This window comes from Burkholderia sp. Ax-1724, assembly GCF_011752995.1.
In the GTDB taxonomy this organism is placed as follows: domain Bacteria; phylum Pseudomonadota; class Gammaproteobacteria; order Burkholderiales; family Burkholderiaceae; genus Paraburkholderia.
In genome coordinates this window covers 176,031-198,878 of record NZ_VWWL01000001.1, presented here as the reverse complement: position 1 = coordinate 198,878, position 22,848 = coordinate 176,031, and the positions used below count along the sequence as shown (strand labels likewise).

Genomic DNA, 22,848 nt, shown 5'->3' with positions numbered 1-22,848 from the left:
GCCGGCGGCAAGTCGTCTCGCGCCGCTCGTCGAACCGCCGCACAAGCCCTAGAACGTACAAACACCGCTGACGACACGAGCGGCGCCGAGCTCAAGGAACCACCTCGATATCGGCACGCAACGACGAGCCCCCTCGTCGGCGCAATCGACACGCCCCATCAGAACAACCGTCCGGGAACCCGTCCATGTCCACCACGAGTCTCTTCTTCACCGCCGCGGGCGTCGGCCTCGCGATCGCCGCGCCGATCGGTCCGATGGGCATGCTGTGTATCCGCCGCACGCTGACTGGCGGCCCGCGCGCCGGGCTCGCGATCGGCTTCGGTATCGCGAGCGGCGACGCCGCCTACGGGCTGATCGCGGCACTCGGCCTCGTCGGCATTTCGCAATTCATGCTCGCCTACGACCGTCCGCTGCATCTGCTCGCGGGCCTGTTTCTGTTGTACCTCGGCGTGCGCGCGCTGCTGCAGAAGCCTTCCGCCGCCCTCGCCAACGGCGCCGCCGGCCATGGCCATGGCGACGGCCGGCTCGCCCAGATCGGCCGCGCCGGCGCGCTGCGCGCATACGCGAGCGCCTTGCTGCTGACGCTGACCAACCCGCAGACCGTCATCATGTTCGCCGCGCTGTTCACGACGCTCGCGCCACGCGGTGCGTTCTCGCCGGCCATCGCGCTGACGACGGTCGGCGGCGTATTCGCCGGTTCGATCGCGTGGTGGTGTTTTCTCGTGACCGTGGTATCGCTCGCGCGCCATGCGATCGGCACGAAGCTGCGCGGCGCAATCGACCGGATGGTCGGCTTGATGCTCGCGGTGTTCGGCGTGGTCGAGATTCGCCGGGCGCTTTGAGCGGCGGCTGAGGCGGCATGTGGGAAAATCGGACTGCCCGCGCTGGGCACGCTCTCGGTGCGCCCGGTGTGCCCGGTGCTCTCGCTTTACCGCTCCACGCAGCGCGCCATGCAACAACGCGGCACCCGCCTTGCGCTCCGAGCAGGTAGCGGGTCCCGGCTCGACATGAGGCGCACTCGCTTGGCGCCGCACTCCGGGCAGGCCCAATGCAGCATGCAACACCCCTGCGTTGCACGCTGCGCGCGCCATCGAACGCAACTCGCAACGCCCTCATGCCGCACGCCGCACAGCGCCCGCTCCAGCATGCCGCCCACACCCGGACTCACATCCCGCACGCGGGAGCGGCAGTTTTGCGACAATAGCGCCTTTCGTCGCGCAGGCGGCGGCCCGGGCAACCGGTACGGCCCCCTCGACTTCACGGTCCGCGGCGCCGTGCGGCAGCCACCGGCCGGCCATCAGCCGGCGGCGGGACCGCCAGCGCGACCGCATCCGGCAGCGGCCATGCGGCAAGCCGCCGACAAGCTGCGCCCCCCGCCCCGGCGAACCCGCCGGCCTTGCCGCCCAACCCTTCACCACCGATCAGTCAGCTGTCCGTTCAATGGCACTTCCCCACATCGATCTGCTGTACTCTTTCTCCGGCCTGTTCGTCGGCTTCCTGGTCGGGCTGACGGGCGTCGGCGGCGGCTCGCTGATGACGCCGATCCTCGTCCTGCTGTTCAACGTGCATCCGGCCACCGCCGTCGGCACCGACCTGCTTTACGCGGCCGCCACCAAGGCAACCGGCACGCTCGTGCACGGACTGAAGGGCTCCGTCGACTGGCAGATCACGCTGCGCCTCGCCGCCGGCAGCGTGCCGGCGGCCACGGTCACGCTGATCCTGCTGCATCGGCACGGCATGGACACGCCCGGCGCGAGCCGGCTGATTCAGGTCGTGCTCGGCACGGCGCTACTGATCACGGCGATCGCGCTCGTGTTCCGCCCGCAGCTCGCGGCACTCGGGGCACGCAAGCAGCGCGCCCCGAGCCAGGGGCGCACGCTCGCGCTGACGATGCTCACGGGCGCGGTTCTCGGCGTGCTGGTGTCGCTGACCTCGGTCGGCGCAGGCGCGATCGGCGTGACGGTGTTGCTGCTGCTGTATCCGCTGCTGCCGACCACGCGCATCGTCGGCTCGGACATCGCGCACGCGGTGCCGCTGACGCTGCTCGCGGGCGCGGGCCATTGGCTGCTCGGCTCGGTCGACTGGTCGATGCTGCTGTCGCTGCTGGTGGGTTCGCTGCCGGGGATCGCGATCGGCAGCTATCTGTCGTCGCGGGCGCCGGATGCGCTGCTGCGCAATCTGCTGGCGGCCACGCTGACGCTGGTCGGCGTCAGGCTCGTGCTGTCCTGACGCCGAGCGCCGGCGCGGCGTCTACTTGAAATAGCGGCAGGTCAGATCGGCGTCGAACTGCCTGATCCACTGCCCGTGACGATCGGGATACGACTGCGCCCAGCCGCCGCGCCGCACGGTGACGAGACGCTCGGGCGCGGGCTCGTCCGCGCTCACGCTGGCGCTGATGTCGAAATGCGCGGGTGCGAAGCCATGGCGCGCGCACACGAGCTCGAAAGCGGCCCGATCGCCGATCGGCAGATCGATATAGCGAAACAGCGTGGTTTTCATGACGTCGGCTCCCGTTCCAGACGTCACAGTACGCCTCGGCGTGCGTCAGCACTGTGTCGCAGCGCACCAATCCGGAACGGAGTCAGAACGGCGGCGCAATCGCGCGGCTCGCCAGGATCGGCAGCCCGGTCGTCCGGTTCTCGCGACGCTTCCGCACAATCGGCAACCGGCCGGTAACGACGAAGGCAAAGGCGCAGGCGAAAAAAAAGCTCCGGCGATGAGCCGGAGCCGTATTCTGCGTCGATCGTTCGCGGCAGTCCACGAACCCGCACCCGGCGACGCGCGGCCTTGCGAGCCGCCGCGCGTGCGCCGTGGCGCTTACTGCTGCATGACGGTCAGCTTGTTCGAGACCGACGTCACGCCGGCGACACCCTTCGCGGCCGTACCGGCCGCATCGATCTGGCCCTGGCTCGGCACCGAGCCGGTCAGCGTCACCGCGCCGCCGCGTGCGCGCACGGCGATGTTCGACACGTCGAGACCCTGGGTCTTCGTGAGCGCGGCACGCACCTTGCGGCCGAGCTGGTGGTTCGCGCGCTTGCCGGCCTTGACGCTGGCGGCTGTGGCCGCGGTCGAATCCGTTGCCGGAGCGCTTGCCTGAGCGTACACGTTGCACGCCACCACCATTGCCACCACCGAACCCAGCGTTTTCAGAACACCGACCGTTTTCATAGCTCTCTTCTCCTTGATTTCACATTGGACCGCATCTCAAGCGGTTTCGTTACGACTACGGGCAACCGGCGTGGCGCGAAGCGAGCTTCGGCGACGACCGGTTAAGGCTACGACACGGTGCGCAAGAGGCGAGAGAGGCCGGCTGCCGCCCTGTCCGTCGTGTGCCGCCCGGTCAGGACGGCGCGCGGACCCGGAACGGGAACCCGCAAACCGCGAAATTCGCCGGCGCCCCCGGTTCTTGTCCGCCATGCCGGGATCGCGCCGCGCAAACGTTGGCTCGCGGTAGCGATCCACAATTTAATCTAGCCGGGACAGAAGCGCAAAGGGTTTAGTGGCGGGCGTGGCGCGGCGACAGCGGATGCCGGAATGCAAAGTGAACGGGCGAGGCCATGCGCGGACGGCCCGCAGGCGGCTGATTTGCGGCTCAATTGCTGCTGGCTCGCGGCTGATTTGCGTTGCATTAACGGCCCATTTGCGATTCAGACGCCGCTCACATCCAGCGCATGTGGAGTTCACGATTTGTTACGGCTTTGTCCGCGCACCGCCGCGCCGCGTGTTTCGCCGTCGCGCGAATCTCAGGTACCATCGGCGCGACGCGTGGTGACGGCGACCCGCAGCCCGCCTGCACAGGGCCGCGCCCGCTCCGGCCGCCAGATGCCGTTTCGCCGTTTCGCCGTTTCGCCGTTTCGCAACACCGTCGCACGTTCGCCCTCACGACCACCGCCGCCACCTGATCCGATGAAGCCAGCCACCGGCCGCACCCGTCCCCCTCGTCTTGTCGCCCGTTTCGTCGCGATCTCGTGGCGCGACCTCGCGGTGTCGTTCGGGCCACTCGTGCTGCTCGCCATCGTCGCGATCTGGGCCGCCGTGCGGCTCATCCAGCCCGCACCGCCGAGCACGCTGACGATCAGCGCCGGCCCCGTCGGCAGCACGTTCTGGAACGCCGCGCAGAAGTACAAGACGATCCTCGCGCGCAACCGCATCACGCTGAACGTGCTGGACTCGCAGGGCTCGCTCGAAAACCTCAAGCGGCTCTCGGACCCGAATTCGAACGTCGACGTCGGCTTCGTGCAGAGCGGCGTCACGCCCGGCACGGCGGGCAAGGATCTGATGTCGCTCGGCAGCGTCGCCTACGTGCCGCTCGCGATCTTCTATCGCGGCGCGCCCGTGCAGTGGCTCTCCGAGTTCAAGGGCCAGCGGCTCGCGATCGGCGCCGAAGGCAGTGGCACGCGCGAACTCGCGCTCGCGCTGCTCAAGGCCAACGGCATCGTGCCGGGCGGGGCGACCAGGCTGCTGCCGCTCTCGGGCGACGAAGCCGCCAACGCGCTGATCGACGGCAAGATCGACGCGGCCTTTCTCGCCGGCGACTCGGCGCAGCCCGCCGTGATGGGCAAGCTTTACCGCACGCAGAACATCCGCTTCTACGATTTCACGCAGGCCGACGCGTACACACGCCGCTTTCCGTATCTGACCCAGCTGAAGATACCGATGGGTTCGCTGGACCTCGGCCAAAACCTGCCGGCGAACTCGATCAACATCGTCGCGCCGACCGCCGAGTTCGTCGCGCGCGACTCGCTGCATCCCGCTCTCTCCGATCTGCTGATCGAAGCCGCGCGCGAGGTGCACGGCCACGCGACGGTCATGCAGCACGCCGGCGAATTCCCCGCGCCGATCGCGCACGACTTCCCGCTCTCCGACGACGCCGCGCGCTACTACAAGTCGGGCAAGAGCTTCCTGTACCGGACGCTGCCGTTCTGGATCGCAAGCCTCGCCGACCGGCTGCTCGTGGTCGTGGTGCCGCTGATCGTGTTGCTCGTGCCGGCGCTGCGCGTCGTGCCGGGGCTTTACGCATGGCGGGTCAAGTCGCGCATCTATCGCTGGTACGGCTCGCTGATCGCGATCGAGCGCAGCGCGCTCAGCGAGCATTCGGCCGCCGAGCGCACCTCGCTGATCGAGCGGCTCGACACGATCGAGGACTCGGTCAACGGCATGAAAATGCCGCTCGCCTACGCGGACCAGTTCTACGTGCTGCGCGAGCACATCGGCTTCGTGCGGCGGCGGCTCATGGCGAGCCGCGACACGCAAGGCGTGCTGGACGAGGTCGACGACACGGATGAAGCGGACGGCCGGACAGCGCAAGCCGCGACGGAGCCGGCGACGGGACCGACGGTTGCCGCGGACGAGCGCGCAAGCCGTGCCGCAAACGGCGACACCAGCGGCGACACCAGCGGCCGCACGAGCCGGAACGCGGAGAGCGGCGCAGATCCGCGCGGCAGCGGCGAAGCGGACGGCGACCTTAAAGACTGAACACACGGCAGGCCGGCGCCACCCGCGCCTCGAATGCCTTTCGCACCAGCGCGGCTTGCCCCTCGTTCACCGCACGCAGCCGCGCAAACCGGCGCCCCGCTTGCACCAGGGGATATCGACCGGTGCAAGCGCGGGCCGCACCGCGTAAGATCGTTACGATTTCGACGGAATAGCAGACGCACCGTCCGCGCCGTCCTGAAGCAGGTACCCGGGAGACATTTATGACCGTTGGCATCGACGCCCAACAGCCGCTGTGGTTCTACGATTTCGTCTCGCCGTTCACCTACCTGTTGCTCGAGCAACACGACAAATGGCCCGGCTTCGACTTCGCGTTCACGCCGGTCGTGCTGAACGATCTGTATCGCCACTGGGGCCAGCGCTCGGCGTACAGCGTGCCCGCCAAGCGCACGTTCATGTACCGGCACGCGCTGTTTCGCGCGGAACAGCTCGGCATTCCGTACAGGATGCCGCCCGCGCATCCGTTCGATTCGATGAAACCGCTGCTGCTCGCCACGGCCGCGAACGGCGACGTCCAGTTCGTGCGCGAGATTTTCCGCTTCATCTGGCGCGAGGGACGCGATCCGTCGAGCGACGAAGCCTTCGCCGAACTGTGCGCACGCGTCGGCCAGCCGGACGGCCCCGAACTGATCCGGAGCGAGGCCGCGAAGGCGCAGTTGCAGCGCAATACCGCCGACGCGATCAGCCTCGGCGTGTACGGCGTGCCGACGTTTCGTCTGAACGACCAGCTGTTCTGGGGCGAGGACGCGCTGCCGATGGTGCTGTACTGCGCGCGCACGCCGAACTGGCTCGAGTCGCGCGAGGTGAAGCGGATCAGTTCGCTACCGTGGGGGCTGCCGGACAAGCCGGTCGAGAAGACGTAGACGAGCACGAGTGTGCCTATGAGCCGGCATGAACGCATGTGCGCGGCCGGCGGGCGGCATGGGGTGAGTCGCATTGCAAGCCTCAGGAGGTTCGGGTGCCGGCTTCCCGCTTCCACACCGGCGTCACGGCATCGCGGCTTTGCTGCCTGCCTCAGTTCGCGCGAAGCCACCACGGCAACCCGCTGCGCTGATGCCCGCCATACCGCGCCCGCTATGCCGCTCACCCGCAAACGGGCCTAAGGTTATAACCTTCGTATTCACGCACGCGCCGCGCGGCGGACGGCCCCCGCATCATGCTTCACGCCGCCCCGGACCGCCCGCGCCACGCTTTCATCATGGACGACACCGCCGCCGCCTCACTCGATATCTGGCTCGTGCGCGTGCTGCGCACGCTGCTCGTCGAGCGCAGCGTCACGCAGACCGCGCAGCGTCTGAACCAGACCCAGCCCGCGATCAGCACCGCGCTGCGCAAGCTGCGCGAAACGCTCGGCGATCCGATTCTGGTGCGCGGCAAGTCGGGCATGGTGCCGACCGAATACGGCGAGTCGCTGCTCGCGGCCGCGCAACGCGTGCTACGCGACGTCGATTTCGTCGCCACGCCGCACGGCGACTTCGATCCGGGCCGCTCGCGCCGCACCTTTCGCGTCGCCGCGCCCGATTATCTGAACGACTTCTTCATGCCGACCGTGATCGCGCGGTTTCGCGAAGCGGCACCGCACGCGCGGCTCGAAATCGAATCGCTGGGACCGCTGCTCGATCATGCGGCCGCGCTCGACGCCGGCGAACTCGATCTCGTGATCGGCAACTGGCCGAAGCCCGATCCGCGCTTCGAGCGCAGCGACCTGTTCGCCGATACCGTCGTGTGCATGATGCGCGCCGATCATCCGTTGACGCGCGCGCCGCTCACGCGCGAAGCGTATCTGGCCGCGCCGCATCTCGCGCCGACGCCGTATAGCGGCGCGCGCGGCGGCGCGATCGACACCGGCTTCGCGCGAGCACGCGCCGAGCGGCGCATCGTCGCGACGCTGCCCTACTTCGGGCTCGTGCCGCAAACGCTGCTGCAATCGGACCTGATCTTCACGACGACGCGCCGCTTCGCGATGCACTACGCGAGCATGCTGCCGCTCGCGGTCGTCGAGGTGCCGATCGCGTTTCCGCGCATCCGGTGCTATCAGCTCTGGCATCCGCAGCCGGATCGGCCGAGCGACGTCGGCTGGCTGAGAACGTTGATGTCCGGGGTATCGGATGAACTGGTCGCGCGGAAAATGCCGCGCGCGAAGCCGGGGTCGCCGAGGGTGCGCACGGCCGTGGCGACGGAAGTGCGGACAGAAGCACGCACGGAAGCCGAGACGAAAGGCCGCGCGACAGCCCAGGCGAAAACGCCGCCGCAAAAAAGCGATGAGGCCGGCGCATAAACGCCGGCCTCATCGAACGCTCGCGCAAACTCCTTGCGCCGTCATCGTGCCGCGACCGTGCCGTGGTCTTGCCGTAACGGTGCCCTGCTTTACGCCGTGGCCGGCACGACGGCCCGCTCGCTAACATCCGCGTCGCGAATCCGCACCTGCCCGTCAACCGGTGCCGCGGTAGCCCGCTGCGTCCTCAACCGCAGCAACTGCGCGCACACGGCAATCGCAATCGCCGCCGGCGCTTTATCGACGATCCCCTCGACGCCGATCGGACACGTCATCTCCACGAGCCGCTCGAGCTCGACGCCGCGATCGAGCAGACGCCGCTCGAATTTCACGCGCTTCGTCTTCGAGCCGATCATGCCGAAGTAGCTGAAATCGCGCCGCCGCATGATGCGCGCCGCGAGCGAAAAATCGAGCGCATGGTTGTGCGTCATCACGAGAAACCAGGCACCGGGCGGCGCCGCGTCGACGATCGCCTCGGGCGTGTCGGTCGCCTCGATCTGCACGTTGGGCGGCGTTTCGTCGGGGAACAGTTCGTCGCGTTCATCGACCCACTGCACCACGCACGGCAGACTGCCGAGCAGCTTCACGAGCGCATGCCCGACGTGCCCCGCGCCGAACAGCACGATATGCATCGGCGCCGGTCGCGGTTCAAGCTCCGACGCGGCGCAGCGCCGGCCGATCCGCACTGCCGAGCCGTCGCCCGGTGCGCTCGTGCCGCGCACGAGATGAGTGAGGCATGCTTCCATACTGCGCTCCCGCAACTCGACACTCACTGTGACACCTGCCGCGCGGCCGTGGTAGCAGCACGCACCACGCCCACTGCCTTGAGGATTTCCTCGCTGGTCGCGGGCGCATTGAGCGGCGGATTGACCTGGTGGCCGCCGACCGCCGAGACCGCGTCGCGCACCGCGAAGAACACCGAGAACGGCAGCAGCAACGGGGGCTCGCCGGTCGCCTTCGAACGATGGATGCTGTCCTCGACATTACGGTTCTTGAAGAGCCGAACGTTGAAAACCGGCGGCACGTCGTTGACGGTCGGAATCTTGTAGGTCGACGGCGCATGCGTCATCAGCTTGCCGCCCGCGTTCCACCACAACTCCTCAGTGGTAAGCCAGCCCATGCCCTGAATGAACGCGCCTTCCACCTGGCCCACGTCGAGCGCCGGATTCAGCGACGCGCCCACGTCGTGCAGCGCATCGGCGCGCAGCACACGCATCTCGCCGGTCAGCGTGTCGATCACGACTTCCGACACCGCCGCGCCGTACGAGTAGTAATAGAACGGCCGGCCCTGCAGTTTCGACTGATCCCAGTAGAGCTTGGGCGTCGCGTAGAAACCGTCGGACCACAACTGAATGCGCGCGAGGTAAGCCTTCGCGACCACTTCCTCGAACGGCACGGCCACGTCGCCCACCACCAGGCGGTCGTGCACGAAGCGCACGTCCGATGCGTTGACGCGGCCCGCGCCGTAGCGGTCGGCGGCGAACGCAGCAAGCCGTTCGCGCAGCTGGTGCGCGGCGTCCTGGGCGGCCTTGCCGTTCAGATCGGAACCGGTCGAAGCCGCCGTCGCCGACGTATTGGCGACCTTGCTCGTATCGGTCGCGGTCACGCGAATGCGGTTGAAGCCCACGCCTAGTTCATGCGCGACGACCTGCGCGACCTTCGTGTTGAGTCCCTGGCCCATTTCGGTGCCGCCATGATTCACGAGCACCGAGCCATCGGTATAGATGTGTACGAGTGCGCCGGCCTGGTTGAAGTGCGTGACGTTGAACGCGATGCCGAACTTGACCGGCGTCAGCGCAAGCCCTTTCTTCAGGACCTCGTTGTTCGCGTTGAACTCGTCGATCTCCTTGCGGCGCGCGCGGTAATCGCTCGTCGCTTCGAGCTCGTCGATCAACTCGTGAATCACGTTGTCTTCGACCACCTGGCCGTACGGCGTCTGGTTGCGCTCGGTCTTGCCGTACAGATTGCGGCGGCGCACGTCGAGCGCATCGAGGCCGACCGAGCGCGCGACGTTGTCGATGATGTACTCGATCGCGAACGCGCCCTGCGGGCCGCCGAAGCCGCGAAACGCCGTGTTCGACTGCGTGTTGGTCTTGCCGCAGAAGCCGTCGATCGACACGTCGGAGAGCCAGTACGCATTGTCGAAGTGGCACAGCGCGCGCGTCATCACCGGGCCGGACAGATCGGCGGAAAAGCCGCAGCGCGAAGTCATGTCGACCGCGACGCCGTCGATCACGCCCTCTTCGTCGTAGCCCACTTCGTATGTGTAGTGGAAATCGTGGCGCTTGCCGGTGACCATCATGTCGTCGTCGCGGTCCGGGCGCAGTTTGACCGGGCACAGCAGCTTCCACGCGGCGAGTGCCGCGCAGCAGGCGAACAGCGCCGACTGCGATTCCTTGCCGCCGAAGCCGCCGCCCATGCGCCGGCATTCGATCAATACGTTATGCGAAGCAACGCCGAGCGCATGCGCGACGAGGTGCTGCATTTCGGTCGGATGCTGCGTCGAGCAGTAGACGTGCATGCCGTCGTCGTCCTTCGGCACCGCGTACGAAATCTGCCCTTCGAGATAGAACTGCTCCTGGCCGCCGAGCAGCATCTCGCCGGCCTCGCGACGCGCGGCACGCGCGATCCTCGTGCCGGCATCGCCGCGCGCGAGCTTCATCGGCGGCAGCACGAACTGGTTCGCGGCACGCGCCTGCTGCGCGGTCAGCACCGCCGGCAGCTCCTCGTAGACCACCTCGGCGCGGCGCGCGCCGAGCCGCGCCGCCTCGTGCGAGGTCGCGACCACGATAAAGATCGGCTGGCCGACGTATTGCACGACACCGTTGGCGAGAATCGGATCGTCGCCATGGACGATCGGGCCGACGTCGTTGACGCCGGGGATGTCGTCGGCGGTAAAGACCGCGACCACGCCGGGCGTCGCGCGCACCTTGTCGAGCGAGATCGATACGAGCTTCGCGTGCGCCTTCGCCGAGAGCCCGAGCGCCGCGTGCAGCGTGCCGGCCAGTTCGGGGATATCGTCGGTATAGGTCGCGCGGCCGCTCACGTGCAGATGCGCCGATTCATGCGGACGCGAGACGTGGACCTGGGTGAAGTCGTCGAGGTCCTGAAGCTCGTTCAGGAACGGTTCGGCTTGCTGGTTCATTGTGGTGTTCTCCGTATTTCTTAAGCGCGCGTTGGGCTCGCCGGGCTCAAGCACTCGCGCCGGCCGGCGCGACCGCGCGCACGTCGAGCGCGTTCTTCGGCAGCGGACGATTCGTGCGCGTTTCGAGCCAGAAGCGGTACAGCGTGTTCTTCGCCGCTTCGAGGCGATAGTCGCTGGTCGCGCGCATATCGGTGAGCGGCGCATAGTCGTTGCCGAGCGCGAGCATCGCGGCCTGCGCGGTCGCCTCGTGCCATTCGGCATCGCGCAGCACGGCTTCGGCATGGAGCGCGCGCTTCGGCGTCGCGGCCATGCCGCCGAACGCGATGCGCGGCTCGCGGATCACGTCGCCATCGGCGATGAACGAGAACGCCGCGCAGACAGCCGAGATATCCGAATCGAAACGCTTCGAGAGCTTGTAGGTGCGAAAGCGCAGGTTCGCGCGCGCGCCGCCGCGCGTCGGCACCTTCAGGCCGACCACGAACTCGTGCTCGGCCATGTCCTTCTTCTGATAGGCGAGGTACAGGTCTTCGAGCGGCATCTCGCGCTCGATCTCGCCGCCGCGCACGATCACGCGCGCGCCGAGCGCGATCAGGCCCGGCATCGAATCGCCGATCGGCGAGCCGTTGGCGATATTGCCGCCGAGCGTGCCGGCATTGCGGATCGGCAGCGAGGCGAAGCGCTGCCACATTTCGGTCAGCTCCGGATACTGCTTCGCGATCTCCGCATACGCTTTTTCGACGCTGACACCCGCGCCGATTTCGATCCAGTCGTCGCCGGTTGCGAGCTTTTGCAGCTCGGCGATCTGCCCGACATAGACGAGGTTGCCGAGCTCGCGCATCTGCTTGGTGACCCACAGGCCGATGTCGGTGCTGCCCGCGAGAATGCGCGCGGCCGGCGCCTGTTCCTTGATCTGCGCGAGCGCCGCAACCGTGCGCGGCGCGGCGAATTGCTGGCCGGCGTGCTCGTAGCGGAACGTCTCGCTGCGCTCGATCGATGCCAGCGCGGCGGCCAGCGCCTTCACGTCGACCGGCGCTTTCGGCGCAGGCGCCTCGAACATGCGCTCGGCCGCATCGACGATCGGCCGGTAGCCGGTGCAGCGGCACAGATTGCCCGTGAGCGCATTGCCGATCGCCTCGCGCGACGGCACGGAGCGATTCGCGCAGCCCTGTTCGTGGCCGTGCTTCTCGTAGAGCGCCCACATCGACATGATGAAGCCCGGCGTGCAGAAGCCGCACTGCGAACCGTGGCAATCGACCATCGCCTGCTGCACCGGATGCAGCGCGCCGTCCGGCTGACGCAGGTCTTCGACCGTGAAGAGCGCGCGGCCGTCGAGCGTCGGCACGAACTGGATGCAGGCGTTGACCGCCTTGAAGTCGACGCCGCCCGCCGCGTTGCGCTCGCCGATCACGACCGTGCAGGCGCCGCAGTCGCCCTCCGCGCAGCCTTCCTTGGTGCCGGTGCAATGCGCGTCCTCGCGCAGATACTGCAACACCGTGCGGGTGACGGGCGCGTCTTTGATCTCGCGGATCGCGTTGCGGTGATAGAAGCGGATCGGCTCAGTCATGTCTCGTTGCTCTCTTCTGTTGGGTGCCCGCGCGCACGCGCCACGGCGATGATTCGAAAACTATCACCGTCAATAAAGGCAACCCATAGCGCGATTCGCATGCGGGACATATCCGCAAGACGATATCGGGATGAATTTGCGTGGCACCGTGCTTATGTTGGCAATGTATTTTTGCCACTTTTGTATATTTTTTATTGATTTATTGCCACTCAGGGTAACGACAGGTGCCGGCTCGCAGCCCCTGCAAGCCCACGCCGGCACGGCAAAACGGACCTTTATATGAATCCGGCAGGCCGGTCGATCTGACCGATTTTTGAGCAAACTCTGCAAGGGGATCGGTTCCATGGGAGAATCACGCCTTCCCGCCGATTTCAAGTCTCGTTTTCCCGATGTCCACCGACTCCGCGCCCAACCGCAGCGAATTTGCGACGACCCTGCAGATCATTCCGGTCGTTTTTTTCACCTTCCTTTGCTATCTGACGATCGGCATTCCGCTCGCGGTGCTGCCCGGCTACGTGCACGACGACCTCGGCTATAGCGCGGTGCTGGCGGGCGCGGCGATCAGCGTGCAATACATCGCGACGCTCGCCTCGCGGCCGCTCGCGGGCCGCTCGGCCGACACGCTCGGGCCGAAGCGCACGGTGTCGATCGGGCTGCTCGGCTGTGGCGCAAGCGGCGTGTTCCTGCTGCTCGCGGCGCTGACGAGCCACTGGCCGGTGCTGAGCCTCGCGCTGCTCGTCTGCGGCCGCCTCGTGCTCGGTTTCGGCGAGAGCCTGTGCGGCACCGGCGCGATTCTGTGGGGCATCGGCCGGGTGGGCACGGCCAACAACGCGCGCGTGATTTCGTGGAACGGCATTGCGACCTACGGCGCGCTCGCGATCGGCGCGCCGCTCGGCGTGGCGATTTCGCATGCCATCGGCTTTACCACGCTCGGCATTCTGGTGATCGCGCTCGCGGCGCTCGGCTACTACGTCGCGCGGCTGATCGCGCCGGTGCCGCTGGTCCACGGCGAGCGGATGTCGTACCGCAGCGTGTTCACGCGCGTGCTGCCGCACGGCATCGGCCTCGCGCTCGGCTCGGCCGGCTTCGGCTCGATCGCGACCTTCATCACGCTGTTCTATGCGGCGCGGCACTGGCCGAATGCGGCACTCTCGCTGACGCTGTTCGGCACGCTGTTTATCGGCGCGCGTCTGCTGTTCGCGAACACGATCAAGACCTACGGCGGATTCCGCGTCGCGATTGCGTCGTTCGTGTTCGAGTGCGCGGGTCTCCTGATGCTGTGGCTCGCGCCCGAGCCGCACGTCGCGCTCGCGGGCGCCGCGCTGACCGGCTTCGGCTTCGCGCTCGTGTTCCCGGCGCTCGGCGTCGAGGCGGTCGGACTCGTGCCGCCCGCGAGCCGCGGCGCGGCGCTGTCGGCGTATTCGGTGTTTCTCGATCTGTCGCTCGGCATTACCGGGCCGTTGGCCGGGTATATCGCGGGCGAGTTCGGCTATGGCTCGGTATTTCTGTTCGCGGCGGCGGCCGCGGCCGCGGCGGTGGTGTTGTCGACGGTGCTGTATTTGCGGAATGCGAAGGTGGGGAATCTGTCCGCAGTGCAGTGAGTCCTCGCTCCCCCGCTATCGATGCGTTTCGATCGAGCCGGCCAGGACGTTCGTATTCGTCCCGCCGGCGCTCCAGGATCAGTAGTTCCTCCCGGCTTCGCACAGCACCTCCAACCCGCTCATAGCGCCCGCAGCGCAAACCAGCAGAAATTTCCAGACCGACGCGTTACCACGACATAAGAGTCAAAGCTCCGGTCGATCTGCCGATTCGCGTCATTTCTCAGGTCTGCCCAATACAGCGTAATTTAGAGATTTTGAATGTCATGGCGGAATGTGCGACAGGACACGTTCCCGTTCAAACTCTCACGCTATAAAGCCATAGGTCTCGCGTATCTGCCCGTGCAGGATCGAACGGGCAGTTCCCCTGGCTGTCTGTATCTCCCGATTGCGTTTGCGTGACACGGGCCCTGCCCGGACCGTCATGAACTATTGCGCACCGGTTCCCGCACGAAACTGACTGAAACACGAGACACATTCAACGTTGCGCAATCCGCTTGCCTGTCCGGAACAATCGCGCAATTCGGACAGGACCACATTTCATTGGCGGCCTATCTCTACTCGCTTCCTGAAAGGAAGTATCGAGCAACACGAGCACTCACCAGTCAGAAGACCGACTCATCGGATTTAACACACCCCCGCTCCTCCGATACACAGAGCGCGAAGGTCAAACTCAACCGGTACGAAGAATGAAAACGGATGACGTGATTTCGCTTCCTTGCGCCGGATTCCCTCCGATCGCGTCCGGCTCATTTCACGCAACACGCTTTCACGACGTACAGGTTGAAGAGGTATCGTGAAACCATTAGGTCGCCTCCTTTTCTCGTCGCTTACAGGCGTATTGTGCGAAAAAGTCGTGGGAACACTCGCGGCGATCGCCAGCAATCATCTTTTTGCCAATATCTACGGCGCGCGCCTGTTCGGCGAATTGCAATTCGCGTTGTCGCTAGCGGCGGTGGTCGGAAGCACCGCCCTTCTGTTCAGCGCGCAATCCGTCGCGCCGATCTTCGGCAAACATCCGCGGCTGCGCCATATCGTGTTTTATCGCGCGTTCCGTCTGCGCCTCTTTTCGACACTCGGCGTCATGCTGATCTTTTGCGTGGGCGCATGGTTCCTGATGGCGCGGGCCGGCGCCGAACTCGCCATCGTGGCAAGCTTCCTGCTCATCGTGGAACCGATCGCACTCGGCTCGCTGATGGCCTACGCCGAAAAAAGCCCATGGATCATCACCCGCGCCAAGACGCTGGCAAGCGGCGTCCGGGTACTGTGGCTGTTTCTCGCCGCTCACCTTTCGGCCGGCGCGCTGTTTGCCTCGATCGCGTGGCCCATCGAGGCCATCGTGGCCGCGGCCGGGCCATTTCGCCGCTATCGCAAGTTAGCGCTCAGTACACCGAAGTCGCTTCTCGGCGATACAGTCGTGACGAAAACATTGGTAACGCGCGGGCTCAAATTCTGGCCGGCCGTCGCCGCGGGCATCCTGATCCTGAGAATAGACCGCGTTCTGCTCGGCATGCTGATGTCGAAAGCCGATCTGGGTATCTACGCGGCAGCAGCCTCGCTCGTCGAGCAGTGGAATTCCGTCGGCGCGGCGCTCTCTCTCGCGCTCGCACCCAGCATGGTGTTCATCGCGAGAAATGAAGCACAGCTTCGCCAGAAAGCGCTCCGGCTCGGGGTTTATCTGAGCGCGCTCGCGGCCGTCGCTTTCGTATGCAGCCTGTTCGTGGGACCGGCGGTGTTTCTTCTGATCTACGGCCCGAAATTCGTGGCCGGCGCGCCTGTGATGATCTACGCCGCCGGTTGCTCGATCGTGATGTTCGCCGACGACGGGCTGAACACCTGGTTCATTGCCGCGCGCCGGTATCGGCTGATTCTGATCAAGCAGGCCATGACGCTGCTTGCCATTGCGGTGTCGCCATTCATCATGCCCAGAATCTGGATCATGTATGCGCCGTTCACGGCAAACGCGGTGGCGCTTCTCGTCTTCTGGTGTGTCATTTATGGCCAGAACGCCTATCGCACCGGCAAAATAGGCAAGACGTCCTCGTCGAATTCGCTCTCCGGCCCGAACCTTTGATGCGGCCCGGCTTCGAGGCCTGCTAACACGAGAAAAGCGTTGTCTGTGCCGTCCGATTGCGCGCGAAAATCGTCGTCATCGTGAAGCATTGCCATTCGGTGGTCAGAAACTGGAACCGTCCCACGGCAACGCCGGCACTGCTGCGATAGTTGTCCCACACGGAATTGACGCCCGCCCAGTAATCCGCGCCGACCGACAGCACGTATCGATTGTCGACCTCCGCGGCGGTTTGTCCTGTCGCCGGATTGATTCGAGCCTCGACCGCCACCAGGATGCCCGCGAGATTGCTCGAATCGAAATTCACCTTGCCGGCCGTTGGCCAGAAATGGAATGCCGCCTTGGGATTCGTCATGACCGACGTGTAACCGCCCGAATCCAGACGGATATCCGCCGGGATATTGATGTTGCCCTGGTAGTCCGGATTGAATTGCGCGCCATCCAGCGTATTGGTGGACTGAATCAACTGCAGCTTGCCGGATGTGCTGAGCAGATAGGTGCGAAAATTTCTCAGCGACACGTTTAGCGACACCGGCGCGGCTCCGGCAACGAGAAATATCTGCCCCCATCCTGTGATCGCATGGAATCCGGCCGGAGGGCTGTTACCGGCCTGGACGACCGGTTGAGTCTGCCAGCTGTATGACGGCGGCACACCGCTTGGCCTACCCTCGTTCGGCATGTGCATCTGCTGGACCGCGTCGACAATGCTCGACTGCAACGCAACTGCCGACTGCCCCGATGCTCTCACCACGACGAGCAGAAGCACACAGGCGGCAAACTTCAGACTCTTTTTCATGTCGATTTACCCGAATCGAACAGCAGACATCTTCCAACGCGAACTCACAAGGACGCCCTCCACCGCCGCATGAGCGTACGGCCAACCTGCCTCGATCAGACGTTAGATCAATAACTACCGGACCGCCACCTTTTATTGGGTTGTTGCACGGCGCCTGCCCGCTCGCAGGCGAACTAGCTGAGGTGTACGCGTGAAATGAATCCACGCGCCGCATTTCCATCTGGAATGCTTAAATAAGGTGTCGCTTCCCAGTGCGCTATTCCTCCATTCCATCGTGCGATTCCGCACTCTTTATGACAGGCAAACGTAATAGAATTCACGCAGTCATTCCGCTACGTCTCCGACAAGAAGAAATGAGGAGCACGACAAATAGAATCCATGTCCGAAGCCTGGCGTGGCGCGTGTGAACTTCCAGACATGTATTGGATTCGCTGTTCGTAAACCGCACAAGTGAGCACAGCACCCAATGGCTATCGATCGCTTTCCGCTAATCAACTCAACTGAGCATTTCATGAACCCCGGGATCGCGCAAAGCGGAGCCGATATCGTCCGGCCCGCTCAGAAATCCCGGCCCAGCTTCATTGGACACTCGATCTTTCACGAACCGTGGTGGCTCGACATCGCCACAGGCGGCAATTGGCATCTCGTCAAAGTCGTGGAGAATAACGAGGTCATCGGCGAAATGCCCTATACGCTCGTTAAAAAGGGGTTCTGGAAAGTCTCCGAAATGCCACCGCTCACTCGCTGCCTCGGCCCCGTCATCAGATCGTCAACCGGTCATGCCGAAGATGAATGGCGGCACCGCTTCAACGTCTGCGACAAGCTGATACGGCAGCTACCTGGCTGCGATCTGTTCGAGCAGTTGCTGGACCCGGATGTTTCGGAAGCGGAAGCGATTGCCTTTACCTTTAACCGCTTCACGGTACTCGTCAACTTCACGCTGAGAATTTTTCCGCAACAAACCGAGCCGGAGGTTTGGGCTCGCATGCGCGCGAATACGCGTAATGTGATTCGCCGCGCTTCGGAACAGTTGAGCGTCAAGGAAATACTCGACGCCGATGAATTCGTCCGCTTCTACGACGCCAATCTCGCGGCGCGTCAACAACGCAATATTTACGGCTCGGCGGTCATGAGAGCGCTGCTTGCTCAGGCCGTCGGGCGCGACGCGGGCAAGATGCTGGGCTGCTACAGCAAGGACGGCGTATTGCAGGCCGCGATTGCCGTCGTGTTCGACGACACCGCGCTCTATTATTTGCTGTGCTCCCGCAGACAGGATACGCATGGCGGTGCGGTCAGCCTTCTCATCTGGTCAGCCATCCGGCTGGCGCATGAACGGCAGCTGGTATTCGATTTCGATGGGGTCTCAAGCCAGGGAATCCTCACCTTCCTGTCCGGATTTGGCGGAAAGCTGGTGCGCCGCTTCGAGATACGCCGGCTGCAACCCAGCTACGCGACGTTTCGCCGCCTTTATCGAAACACGCAGTCAATGGTCGAAACGACGGCAAACCGGCTGCAACGGGCAAAAGGCGCCGGCGCGGCGCCCGAGAACTGACACCCGGCGTCAATCAAAGCCGCTTCTGCGGCTTGAATGCCAGCGGCTCGCTGGCATTGTCGCAATAGCGCTCCAGTAACGTCTCGTACTCGTCGAGAATGCCGGACCATTGAAACATGCTCGCGAAGCGTTCCCGGCTGACCGCGCGCATTTTCGCGACCGCCGAATCGTCCCGCAACAGATCTTCGATATGACGTTCGCACTGGCTCGTCGATGAAAAGTAGCGGTTCTCCGAGCCCGCGACCCATCTGTTGAACGGGTTATCGTGCGCGATGATGGCACTTCCGGCACCCAACGCCTCGACCAGCGACGGGTTGGTTCCCCCCACCTTGTGTCCGTGAAGATAGAACCTCGCGTAATACCTGAGTGACCGTATCATCTCGGTTTCATAAACCGCGCCGGGAAAGACCACTTCGTCGCTTGCCGCCTCCATCACGCGACGGTGATAAGGCCGCTTGCCCGGCTCATAATTGCCGAGCACCACCAGTTTGGCGCCGCGCCGTTTGTGCGAAAACGCCCGGACTACTTCGAGTATGGAGTTCTCGGGCTCGGGTCTGCCGATCAGAATGCCGTACCTGTCCGCAGTCAGGGATAACTCCCTCAGCCGGTCCGGACTGGCATGCTCGATACGATCCGCGCCATAAGTAATGGTCGTGATCTTGCTGCGAGACACGCGCGTCGACAGATGATCTGCAATCACCGGGTGATCGGCGACCAGATGATCCCCGACCCAGCAACCAATGCGCTCATTGAGCCATAGCCACGCACGCTCGTGTTTGCGCCACTTGTCGCGCCGCCATTCGAGGCCGTCCATGTTGATGATATTTTTTACGCCGCGCAGCCGCATCCATAAGCAGAAGAGCGCGGTGTTATAGCCGAGCGTCAATGCAACACCGGGCCGGCTCCTGACCACGTCGCGAACACAGGTCCAGTCGAACTCCAGCGTCGCGGCCGCGCCCTCGCGGCTCACCGGAAACGTGATGCGGTGAATGCCCTGCCATGTGTCGTCGACAGGCTGCCGCATTCCTCTCGTGCCCTGACAATACACAGTCACGGTCCAGCCATGATCGCGCAAATGAAACGCAAGCCGTTCCGCAAACGTTTCGAATCCTCCATGACGTGCCGGTATTCCACGCGTACCAAGAATGGCGATCGTTTTGTTGCCTGTCATACATTTAGCTCCGGGCGCAAATGACCGCGCGGCGGCGCAACGTCTGTTTTTCACGCAGACGATCCCACTCGCGCGCCTACCGGCGCGGCTCGAATCGAGTTCGCCGGAAGCAGCGAAGAGCGGCATCTGCTTCTTCCCGAGCGGATCGACAGACGTGCGTCGACCCGATCGATAGATCGTCTCGTTTTCAGTTTTGATTTGCGCCTGCGTCGATTCGTGAACGGCGTGTGCGAATCGAAATATGCCGCACGGAATTATGAAGACTGATTTAAGAGATATTTCAGACGGCGTTACTCCATATACGGCGGACCCAACACCGGAAGACCGGGGATTTTCATGCTCTTATGCGAATTACGCCACTCGTTCGTTGATATCCGCTCGCCGATTTAATTTTTACTATCCGGCCCGCTTCAAAACAAACGGGAACGATCATAGAACCTCGGCATTTTCCGGCTATGTGCGCTAGCGAACTTTTCCCTCGGCAAATTTCAACCCGGCGGGTTAACCTTGATTCATATGAAATTTATATCTCAAAATTAATGTGTCAATTTTTCATTACAAATCATCATTCCACCCGGAAAATCATTCATATTTTCACACGAATAATCCAGGATATTAAATTCCGCCATGGCGTATAAAGCCAGATAATTTGTCGGATTAAAAGGATTCAGGCTCGACATAAACGATGGTTCAATGTGGCTTGGCACGCACAGCGGGCCGGATACCAATGCTAGTGTTGCGCCGTGGTGGAATCCGCTCTTCCCACTACGCCGTATCCATGCTGCGAGGCCAGTCCCGGCGCAATCGCCGGTTCAATCCGCTGGGCCTCGCGTGTATTTCCCGCAGGAAGCGGCACAGCATTTCTCCATGAGGTGACTATGAGGCAGGCAGAGCAGACACGCGGCAAACCTCGCGCGCGTCCGGATGAAATAAATATGACGACGCTGCTCGAAACGCTGCTTCGTCACAAAACCATGATTGGCGCCATCGCGGCCATCGTGTTTTTGCTCGCCTGCGGCTACGCGTTCCTGAGTCCTCCGGTGTACGAGTCACGCATTCTGGTCAAGATCGACGAAACCGGCGACACCACATCGGCCGCTCAAAAAGATCTGCTCAATTATGTGTCGCGACCTTTCAACGAAAAATCCTCCGCCGAACGCGAAGCTCAACTACTCGATTCGCGAAATATTCTATGGAAGGCGGTCACGCAGTCGAAGCTCTATATCGAGGCGTCACCCCACTATTTCCCTCTTATCGGAGCGGCCATCGCACGGCAGGCCAATGATCTTTCGACGCCGGGAATATTGGGTCTGGGCGGTTTCGTATGGGGCAACGAAACCATCGAGGTAAGCAATTTCGAGGTGCCCGAGCAATTCCGGGGAAAAACGTTCCGTCTGCGGACGCTCGCAAACAACCAGTACGAACTGACAGGCCCGGGCCTGCCCGCGGCGGTAACAGGCAAAATCGGCGTAGCTGAGCAGTTCGTCTCGCATGCGGGACCGATCACCCTGCTCGTCGAGGCAATCCATAGCGCGCCGGGTGGAGAGTTCATGATTCAGCGCCGGCCGGAGCAACTGGTGGTCGACGAATTGCAGAAAGCTGTCAAGGTCACGGAGCAAGGCAATAAATCAGGCATTCTGATGGCCTCGCTCAGAGGCAACGATCCGCAAAGGATCGCGCAGACCATCGGCGAAATCGGCGAGCAATACCTGCAATGGAACATCAAGCTCAAGTCGGATATCGCCAAGGCATCGCTCACCCGTCTGAACGAACAACTGCCGCAGATGAAGGCACAGGTCAACGAGGCCGAGACGGCCTATAACACCTATCGCAATCAGCACGGCATCATCGACATCAGCGAGGAAAGCCATCTGCTCGCCAAACAGCTCGCGGACGAAACGGCGCAACTCGTGGGACTGCAGCGCACGCGCGAACAGAAACTCGCGACGTTTTCGGCCTCGTCCGCCGACGTCACCGCAATCGACCAGCAGATCACTACGACGCAGCAGGCCATCAACCGGCTGAACGGCAAGATCAGACAGATGCCGCTCACCGAGCAGGATGCGCTCCGGCGGCTGCGGGACCTGCGCATCAGCGAGGAACTCTACTCCGCGATGCGCAGCAAGATTCAGGAGATGCAGGTGCTCAGCGCGGGCACCGCGGGCTCCGTGCAACTCGTCGATTCAGCCGAGGTGCCGCTGCGCCCGGTCAAGCCCGTGAAACTGCTCGTTCTCGCGGCCGGACTGATGGGCGGGCTGCTGCTCGGCGCCGGTGTGGCCTTGGCTCGCGACCGGCTGTTTCGCGGTGTGACCGATACGGAGGACATCGAATCGTCCACCGGCTTGAGCGTCTACGCGACAATTCCGTTCAGCGAAAAACAGGCGGCGATCATGCGGCGCGCCGCAGCCGGCTTGCCGCAGCAGTTGCCCCTCGCGACTTGCCACCCGCACGATCCCGCGATCGAAAGTCTGCGCATGTTGCGCTCCGCGTTGCAGTTCGCCGCCGTCGGCGCGCGCAACAACGTCGTCATGCTGGCCGGCCCGCTGCCCGGCATCGGCAAGTCCTTCCTGTCCGTCAACCTGGCGACGGTGCTTGGCGCAGGCGGCAAGCGCGTGCTGCTGATCGACGGCGACCTGCGCAAGGGCCGCCTCGAACAGCATCTGGGCGTCGCCCGCGGGGACGGCCTCGCGGACGTGCTGTCGAACCGCTGCTCGCTGCAGGACGTCGTCGTCAAAAACGTCCAGCGCAATCTCGATCTGCTGCAGACCGGCATCTACCCGCCGAACGCCGCGGATCTGCTGACGAGCGGACGCTTCGCGGAAACGGTCGAGTACGCATCGCGGCACTACGACATGGTGCTGATCGACGCGCCCGCGATTCTCGCCGTGTCGGACATCGGCATGATGGTGCCCGTCGCGGGAACGATCTTTCTGGTCGCGCGTTTCGGCGAAACGCTGAAGGGAGAGATCGACGCGGCGGTCAAGCGCCTCGCGCAATCGGGTGCGAAAGTCAGCGGCATTCTGCTCAATGCGGTCAAGGTCCACGCGGCCAACTATGAACTGGCGCGCCGTTACGGCACTCACGCATACGTACAGGACTACGGCCAGGACCATCAATAAGCGCTCGCTGACATTCCCGCGCGGCATTCGATCCCGGATCGACGCGCAACTCAAACCGGTTCAC

16 protein-coding genes are annotated in these 22,848 nt (G+C 64.0%); 9 read left to right on the top strand and 7 right to left on the bottom strand.

Features of this window, described 5'->3' with window-relative positions:
• The first annotated feature begins 185 nt into the window (after positions 1-185).
• Positions 186-842, top strand: coding sequence for a LysE family transporter (locus F3J19_RS00855; protein WP_167036239.1), 657 nt, complete (start codon positions 186-188; stop codon positions 840-842).
• Between the two features lie 598 nt (positions 843-1,440).
• Entirely contained in the window at positions 1,441-2,229 is a 789-nt protein-coding gene (locus F3J19_RS00850) for a sulfite exporter TauE/SafE family protein (RefSeq protein ID WP_167036236.1), read from the top strand.
• A 21-nt stretch (positions 2,230-2,250) separates the two neighbouring features.
• Here the strand turns inward: F3J19_RS00850 and F3J19_RS00845 are convergent, their stop codons facing one another.
• On the bottom strand, positions 2,251-2,499 hold the full coding sequence (locus F3J19_RS00845; RefSeq protein ID WP_167036233.1) for a hypothetical protein: 249 nt from the start codon (positions 2,497-2,499) through the stop codon (positions 2,251-2,253).
• A 318-nt stretch (positions 2,500-2,817) separates the two neighbouring features.
• Positions 2,818-3,168 carry a BON domain-containing protein gene (locus F3J19_RS00840; RefSeq protein ID WP_167036230.1) on the bottom strand — a complete coding sequence of 117 codons (351 nt, stop codon included), beginning with the start codon at positions 3,166-3,168 and terminating at the stop codon, positions 2,818-2,820.
• 738 nt (positions 3,169-3,906) lie between these two features.
• Here F3J19_RS00840 and F3J19_RS00835 point away from each other — a divergent pair.
• The 3 genes from F3J19_RS00835 (at position 3,907) to F3J19_RS00825 (ending at position 7,771) form a co-directional block, all read left to right on the top strand.
• Entirely contained in the window at positions 3,907-5,475 is a 1,569-nt protein-coding gene (locus F3J19_RS00835) for a TAXI family TRAP transporter solute-binding subunit (protein ID WP_167036227.1), read from the top strand.
• Between the two features lie 221 nt (positions 5,476-5,696).
• On the top strand, positions 5,697-6,356 hold the full coding sequence (locus tag F3J19_RS00830) for a 2-hydroxychromene-2-carboxylate isomerase (protein ID WP_167036224.1): 660 nt from the start codon (positions 5,697-5,699) through the stop codon (positions 6,354-6,356).
• Positions 6,357-6,691: 335 nt separating this feature from the next.
• The gene (locus tag F3J19_RS00825; protein WP_240158606.1) at positions 6,692-7,771 is read left to right on the top strand and encodes a LysR substrate-binding domain-containing protein; all 1,080 of its coding nucleotides are present in this window, start codon (positions 6,692-6,694) and stop codon (positions 7,769-7,771) included.
• Between the two features lie 89 nt (positions 7,772-7,860).
• Here F3J19_RS00825 and xdhC read toward each other — a convergent pair whose 3' ends face one another.
• From xdhC to xdhA, 3 genes are read right to left on the bottom strand one after another with little or no spacing between them, the layout of a single operon-like run.
• Positions 7,861-8,514 (bottom strand): xanthine dehydrogenase accessory protein XdhC, encoded by a 654-nt coding sequence (gene xdhC, locus F3J19_RS00820; RefSeq protein WP_240158605.1) that lies wholly within the window; start codon positions 8,512-8,514, stop codon positions 7,861-7,863.
• Between the two features lie 23 nt (positions 8,515-8,537).
• On the bottom strand, positions 8,538-10,913 hold the full coding sequence (xdhB, locus tag F3J19_RS00815) for a xanthine dehydrogenase molybdopterin binding subunit (RefSeq protein ID WP_167036221.1): 2,376 nt from the start codon (positions 10,911-10,913) through the stop codon (positions 8,538-8,540).
• Between the two features lie 46 nt (positions 10,914-10,959).
• A complete protein-coding gene (gene xdhA / locus F3J19_RS00810) occupies positions 10,960-12,477 on the bottom strand; it encodes a xanthine dehydrogenase small subunit (protein ID WP_167036218.1) in 1,518 nt (505 codons plus the stop codon).
• A 389-nt stretch (positions 12,478-12,866) separates the two neighbouring features.
• On the opposite strand from xdhA, the gene F3J19_RS00805 reads away from it, so the two are divergent.
• Positions 12,867-14,078, top strand: coding sequence for an MFS transporter (locus F3J19_RS00805; protein WP_167036215.1), 1,212 nt, complete (start codon positions 12,867-12,869; stop codon positions 14,076-14,078).
• An 853-nt stretch (positions 14,079-14,931) separates the two neighbouring features.
• Positions 14,932-16,149 (top strand): hypothetical protein, encoded by a 1,218-nt coding sequence (locus F3J19_RS00800; RefSeq protein ID WP_167036212.1) that lies wholly within the window; start codon positions 14,932-14,934, stop codon positions 16,147-16,149.
• A gap of 22 nt (positions 16,150-16,171) precedes the next feature.
• Here the strand turns inward: F3J19_RS00800 and F3J19_RS00795 are convergent, their stop codons facing one another.
• The gene (locus F3J19_RS00795; RefSeq protein ID WP_167036209.1) at positions 16,172-16,942 is read right to left on the bottom strand and encodes a hypothetical protein; all 771 of its coding nucleotides are present in this window, start codon (positions 16,940-16,942) and stop codon (positions 16,172-16,174) included.
• A gap of 466 nt (positions 16,943-17,408) precedes the next feature.
• Between F3J19_RS00795 and F3J19_RS00790 the strand changes: the two genes are divergently transcribed.
• The gene (locus tag F3J19_RS00790; protein ID WP_167036206.1) at positions 17,409-18,494 is read left to right on the top strand and encodes a GNAT family N-acetyltransferase; all 1,086 of its coding nucleotides are present in this window, start codon (positions 17,409-17,411) and stop codon (positions 18,492-18,494) included.
• 13 nt (positions 18,495-18,507) lie between these two features.
• Here F3J19_RS00790 and F3J19_RS00785 read toward each other — a convergent pair whose 3' ends face one another.
• Entirely contained in the window at positions 18,508-19,791 is a 1,284-nt protein-coding gene (locus F3J19_RS00785) for a DUF1972 domain-containing protein (RefSeq protein ID WP_240158604.1), read from the bottom strand.
• Positions 19,792-20,600: 809 nt separating this feature from the next.
• Here F3J19_RS00785 and F3J19_RS00780 point away from each other — a divergent pair.
• Entirely contained in the window at positions 20,601-22,784 is a 2,184-nt protein-coding gene (locus F3J19_RS00780; protein WP_167036202.1) for a polysaccharide biosynthesis tyrosine autokinase, read from the top strand.
• Positions 22,785-22,848 lie beyond the last annotated feature (64 nt).

Excerpts from the sequence above, each read along its gene's own strand:
- F3J19_RS00855 (WP_167036239.1), top strand. The coding sequence starts at position 186 with ATGTCCACCACGAGTCTCTTCTTCACCGCCGCGGGCGTCGGCCTCGCG.
- F3J19_RS00850 (WP_167036236.1), top strand. The coding sequence starts at position 1,441 with ATGGCACTTCCCCACATCGATCTGCTGTACTCTTTCTCCGGCCTGTTC.
- F3J19_RS00845 (WP_167036233.1), bottom strand. The coding sequence starts at position 2,499 with ATGAAAACCACGCTGTTTCGCTATATCGATCTGCCGATCGGCGATCGG.
- F3J19_RS00840 (WP_167036230.1), bottom strand. The coding sequence starts at position 3,168 with ATGAAAACGGTCGGTGTTCTGAAAACGCTGGGTTCGGTGGTGGCAATG.
- F3J19_RS00835 (WP_167036227.1), top strand. The coding sequence starts at position 3,907 with ATGAAGCCAGCCACCGGCCGCACCCGTCCCCCTCGTCTTGTCGCCCGT.
- F3J19_RS00830 (WP_167036224.1), top strand. The coding sequence starts at position 5,697 with ATGACCGTTGGCATCGACGCCCAACAGCCGCTGTGGTTCTACGATTTC.
- F3J19_RS00825 (WP_240158606.1), top strand. The coding sequence starts at position 6,692 with ATGGACGACACCGCCGCCGCCTCACTCGATATCTGGCTCGTGCGCGTG.
- xdhC (WP_240158605.1), bottom strand. The coding sequence starts at position 8,514 with ATGGAAGCATGCCTCACTCATCTCGTGCGCGGCACGAGCGCACCGGGC.
- xdhB (WP_167036221.1), bottom strand. The coding sequence starts at position 10,913 with ATGAACCAGCAAGCCGAACCGTTCCTGAACGAGCTTCAGGACCTCGAC.
- xdhA (WP_167036218.1), bottom strand. The coding sequence starts at position 12,477 with ATGACTGAGCCGATCCGCTTCTATCACCGCAACGCGATCCGCGAGATC.
- F3J19_RS00805 (WP_167036215.1), top strand. The coding sequence starts at position 12,867 with ATGTCCACCGACTCCGCGCCCAACCGCAGCGAATTTGCGACGACCCTG.
- F3J19_RS00795 (WP_167036209.1), bottom strand. The coding sequence starts at position 16,942 with ATGAAAAAGAGTCTGAAGTTTGCCGCCTGTGTGCTTCTGCTCGTCGTG.
- F3J19_RS00790 (WP_167036206.1), top strand. The coding sequence starts at position 17,409 with ATGGCTATCGATCGCTTTCCGCTAATCAACTCAACTGAGCATTTCATG.
- F3J19_RS00785 (WP_240158604.1), bottom strand. The coding sequence starts at position 19,791 with ATGCCGCTCTTCGCTGCTTCCGGCGAACTCGATTCGAGCCGCGCCGGT.
- F3J19_RS00780 (WP_167036202.1), top strand. The coding sequence starts at position 20,601 with ATGACGACGCTGCTCGAAACGCTGCTTCGTCACAAAACCATGATTGGC.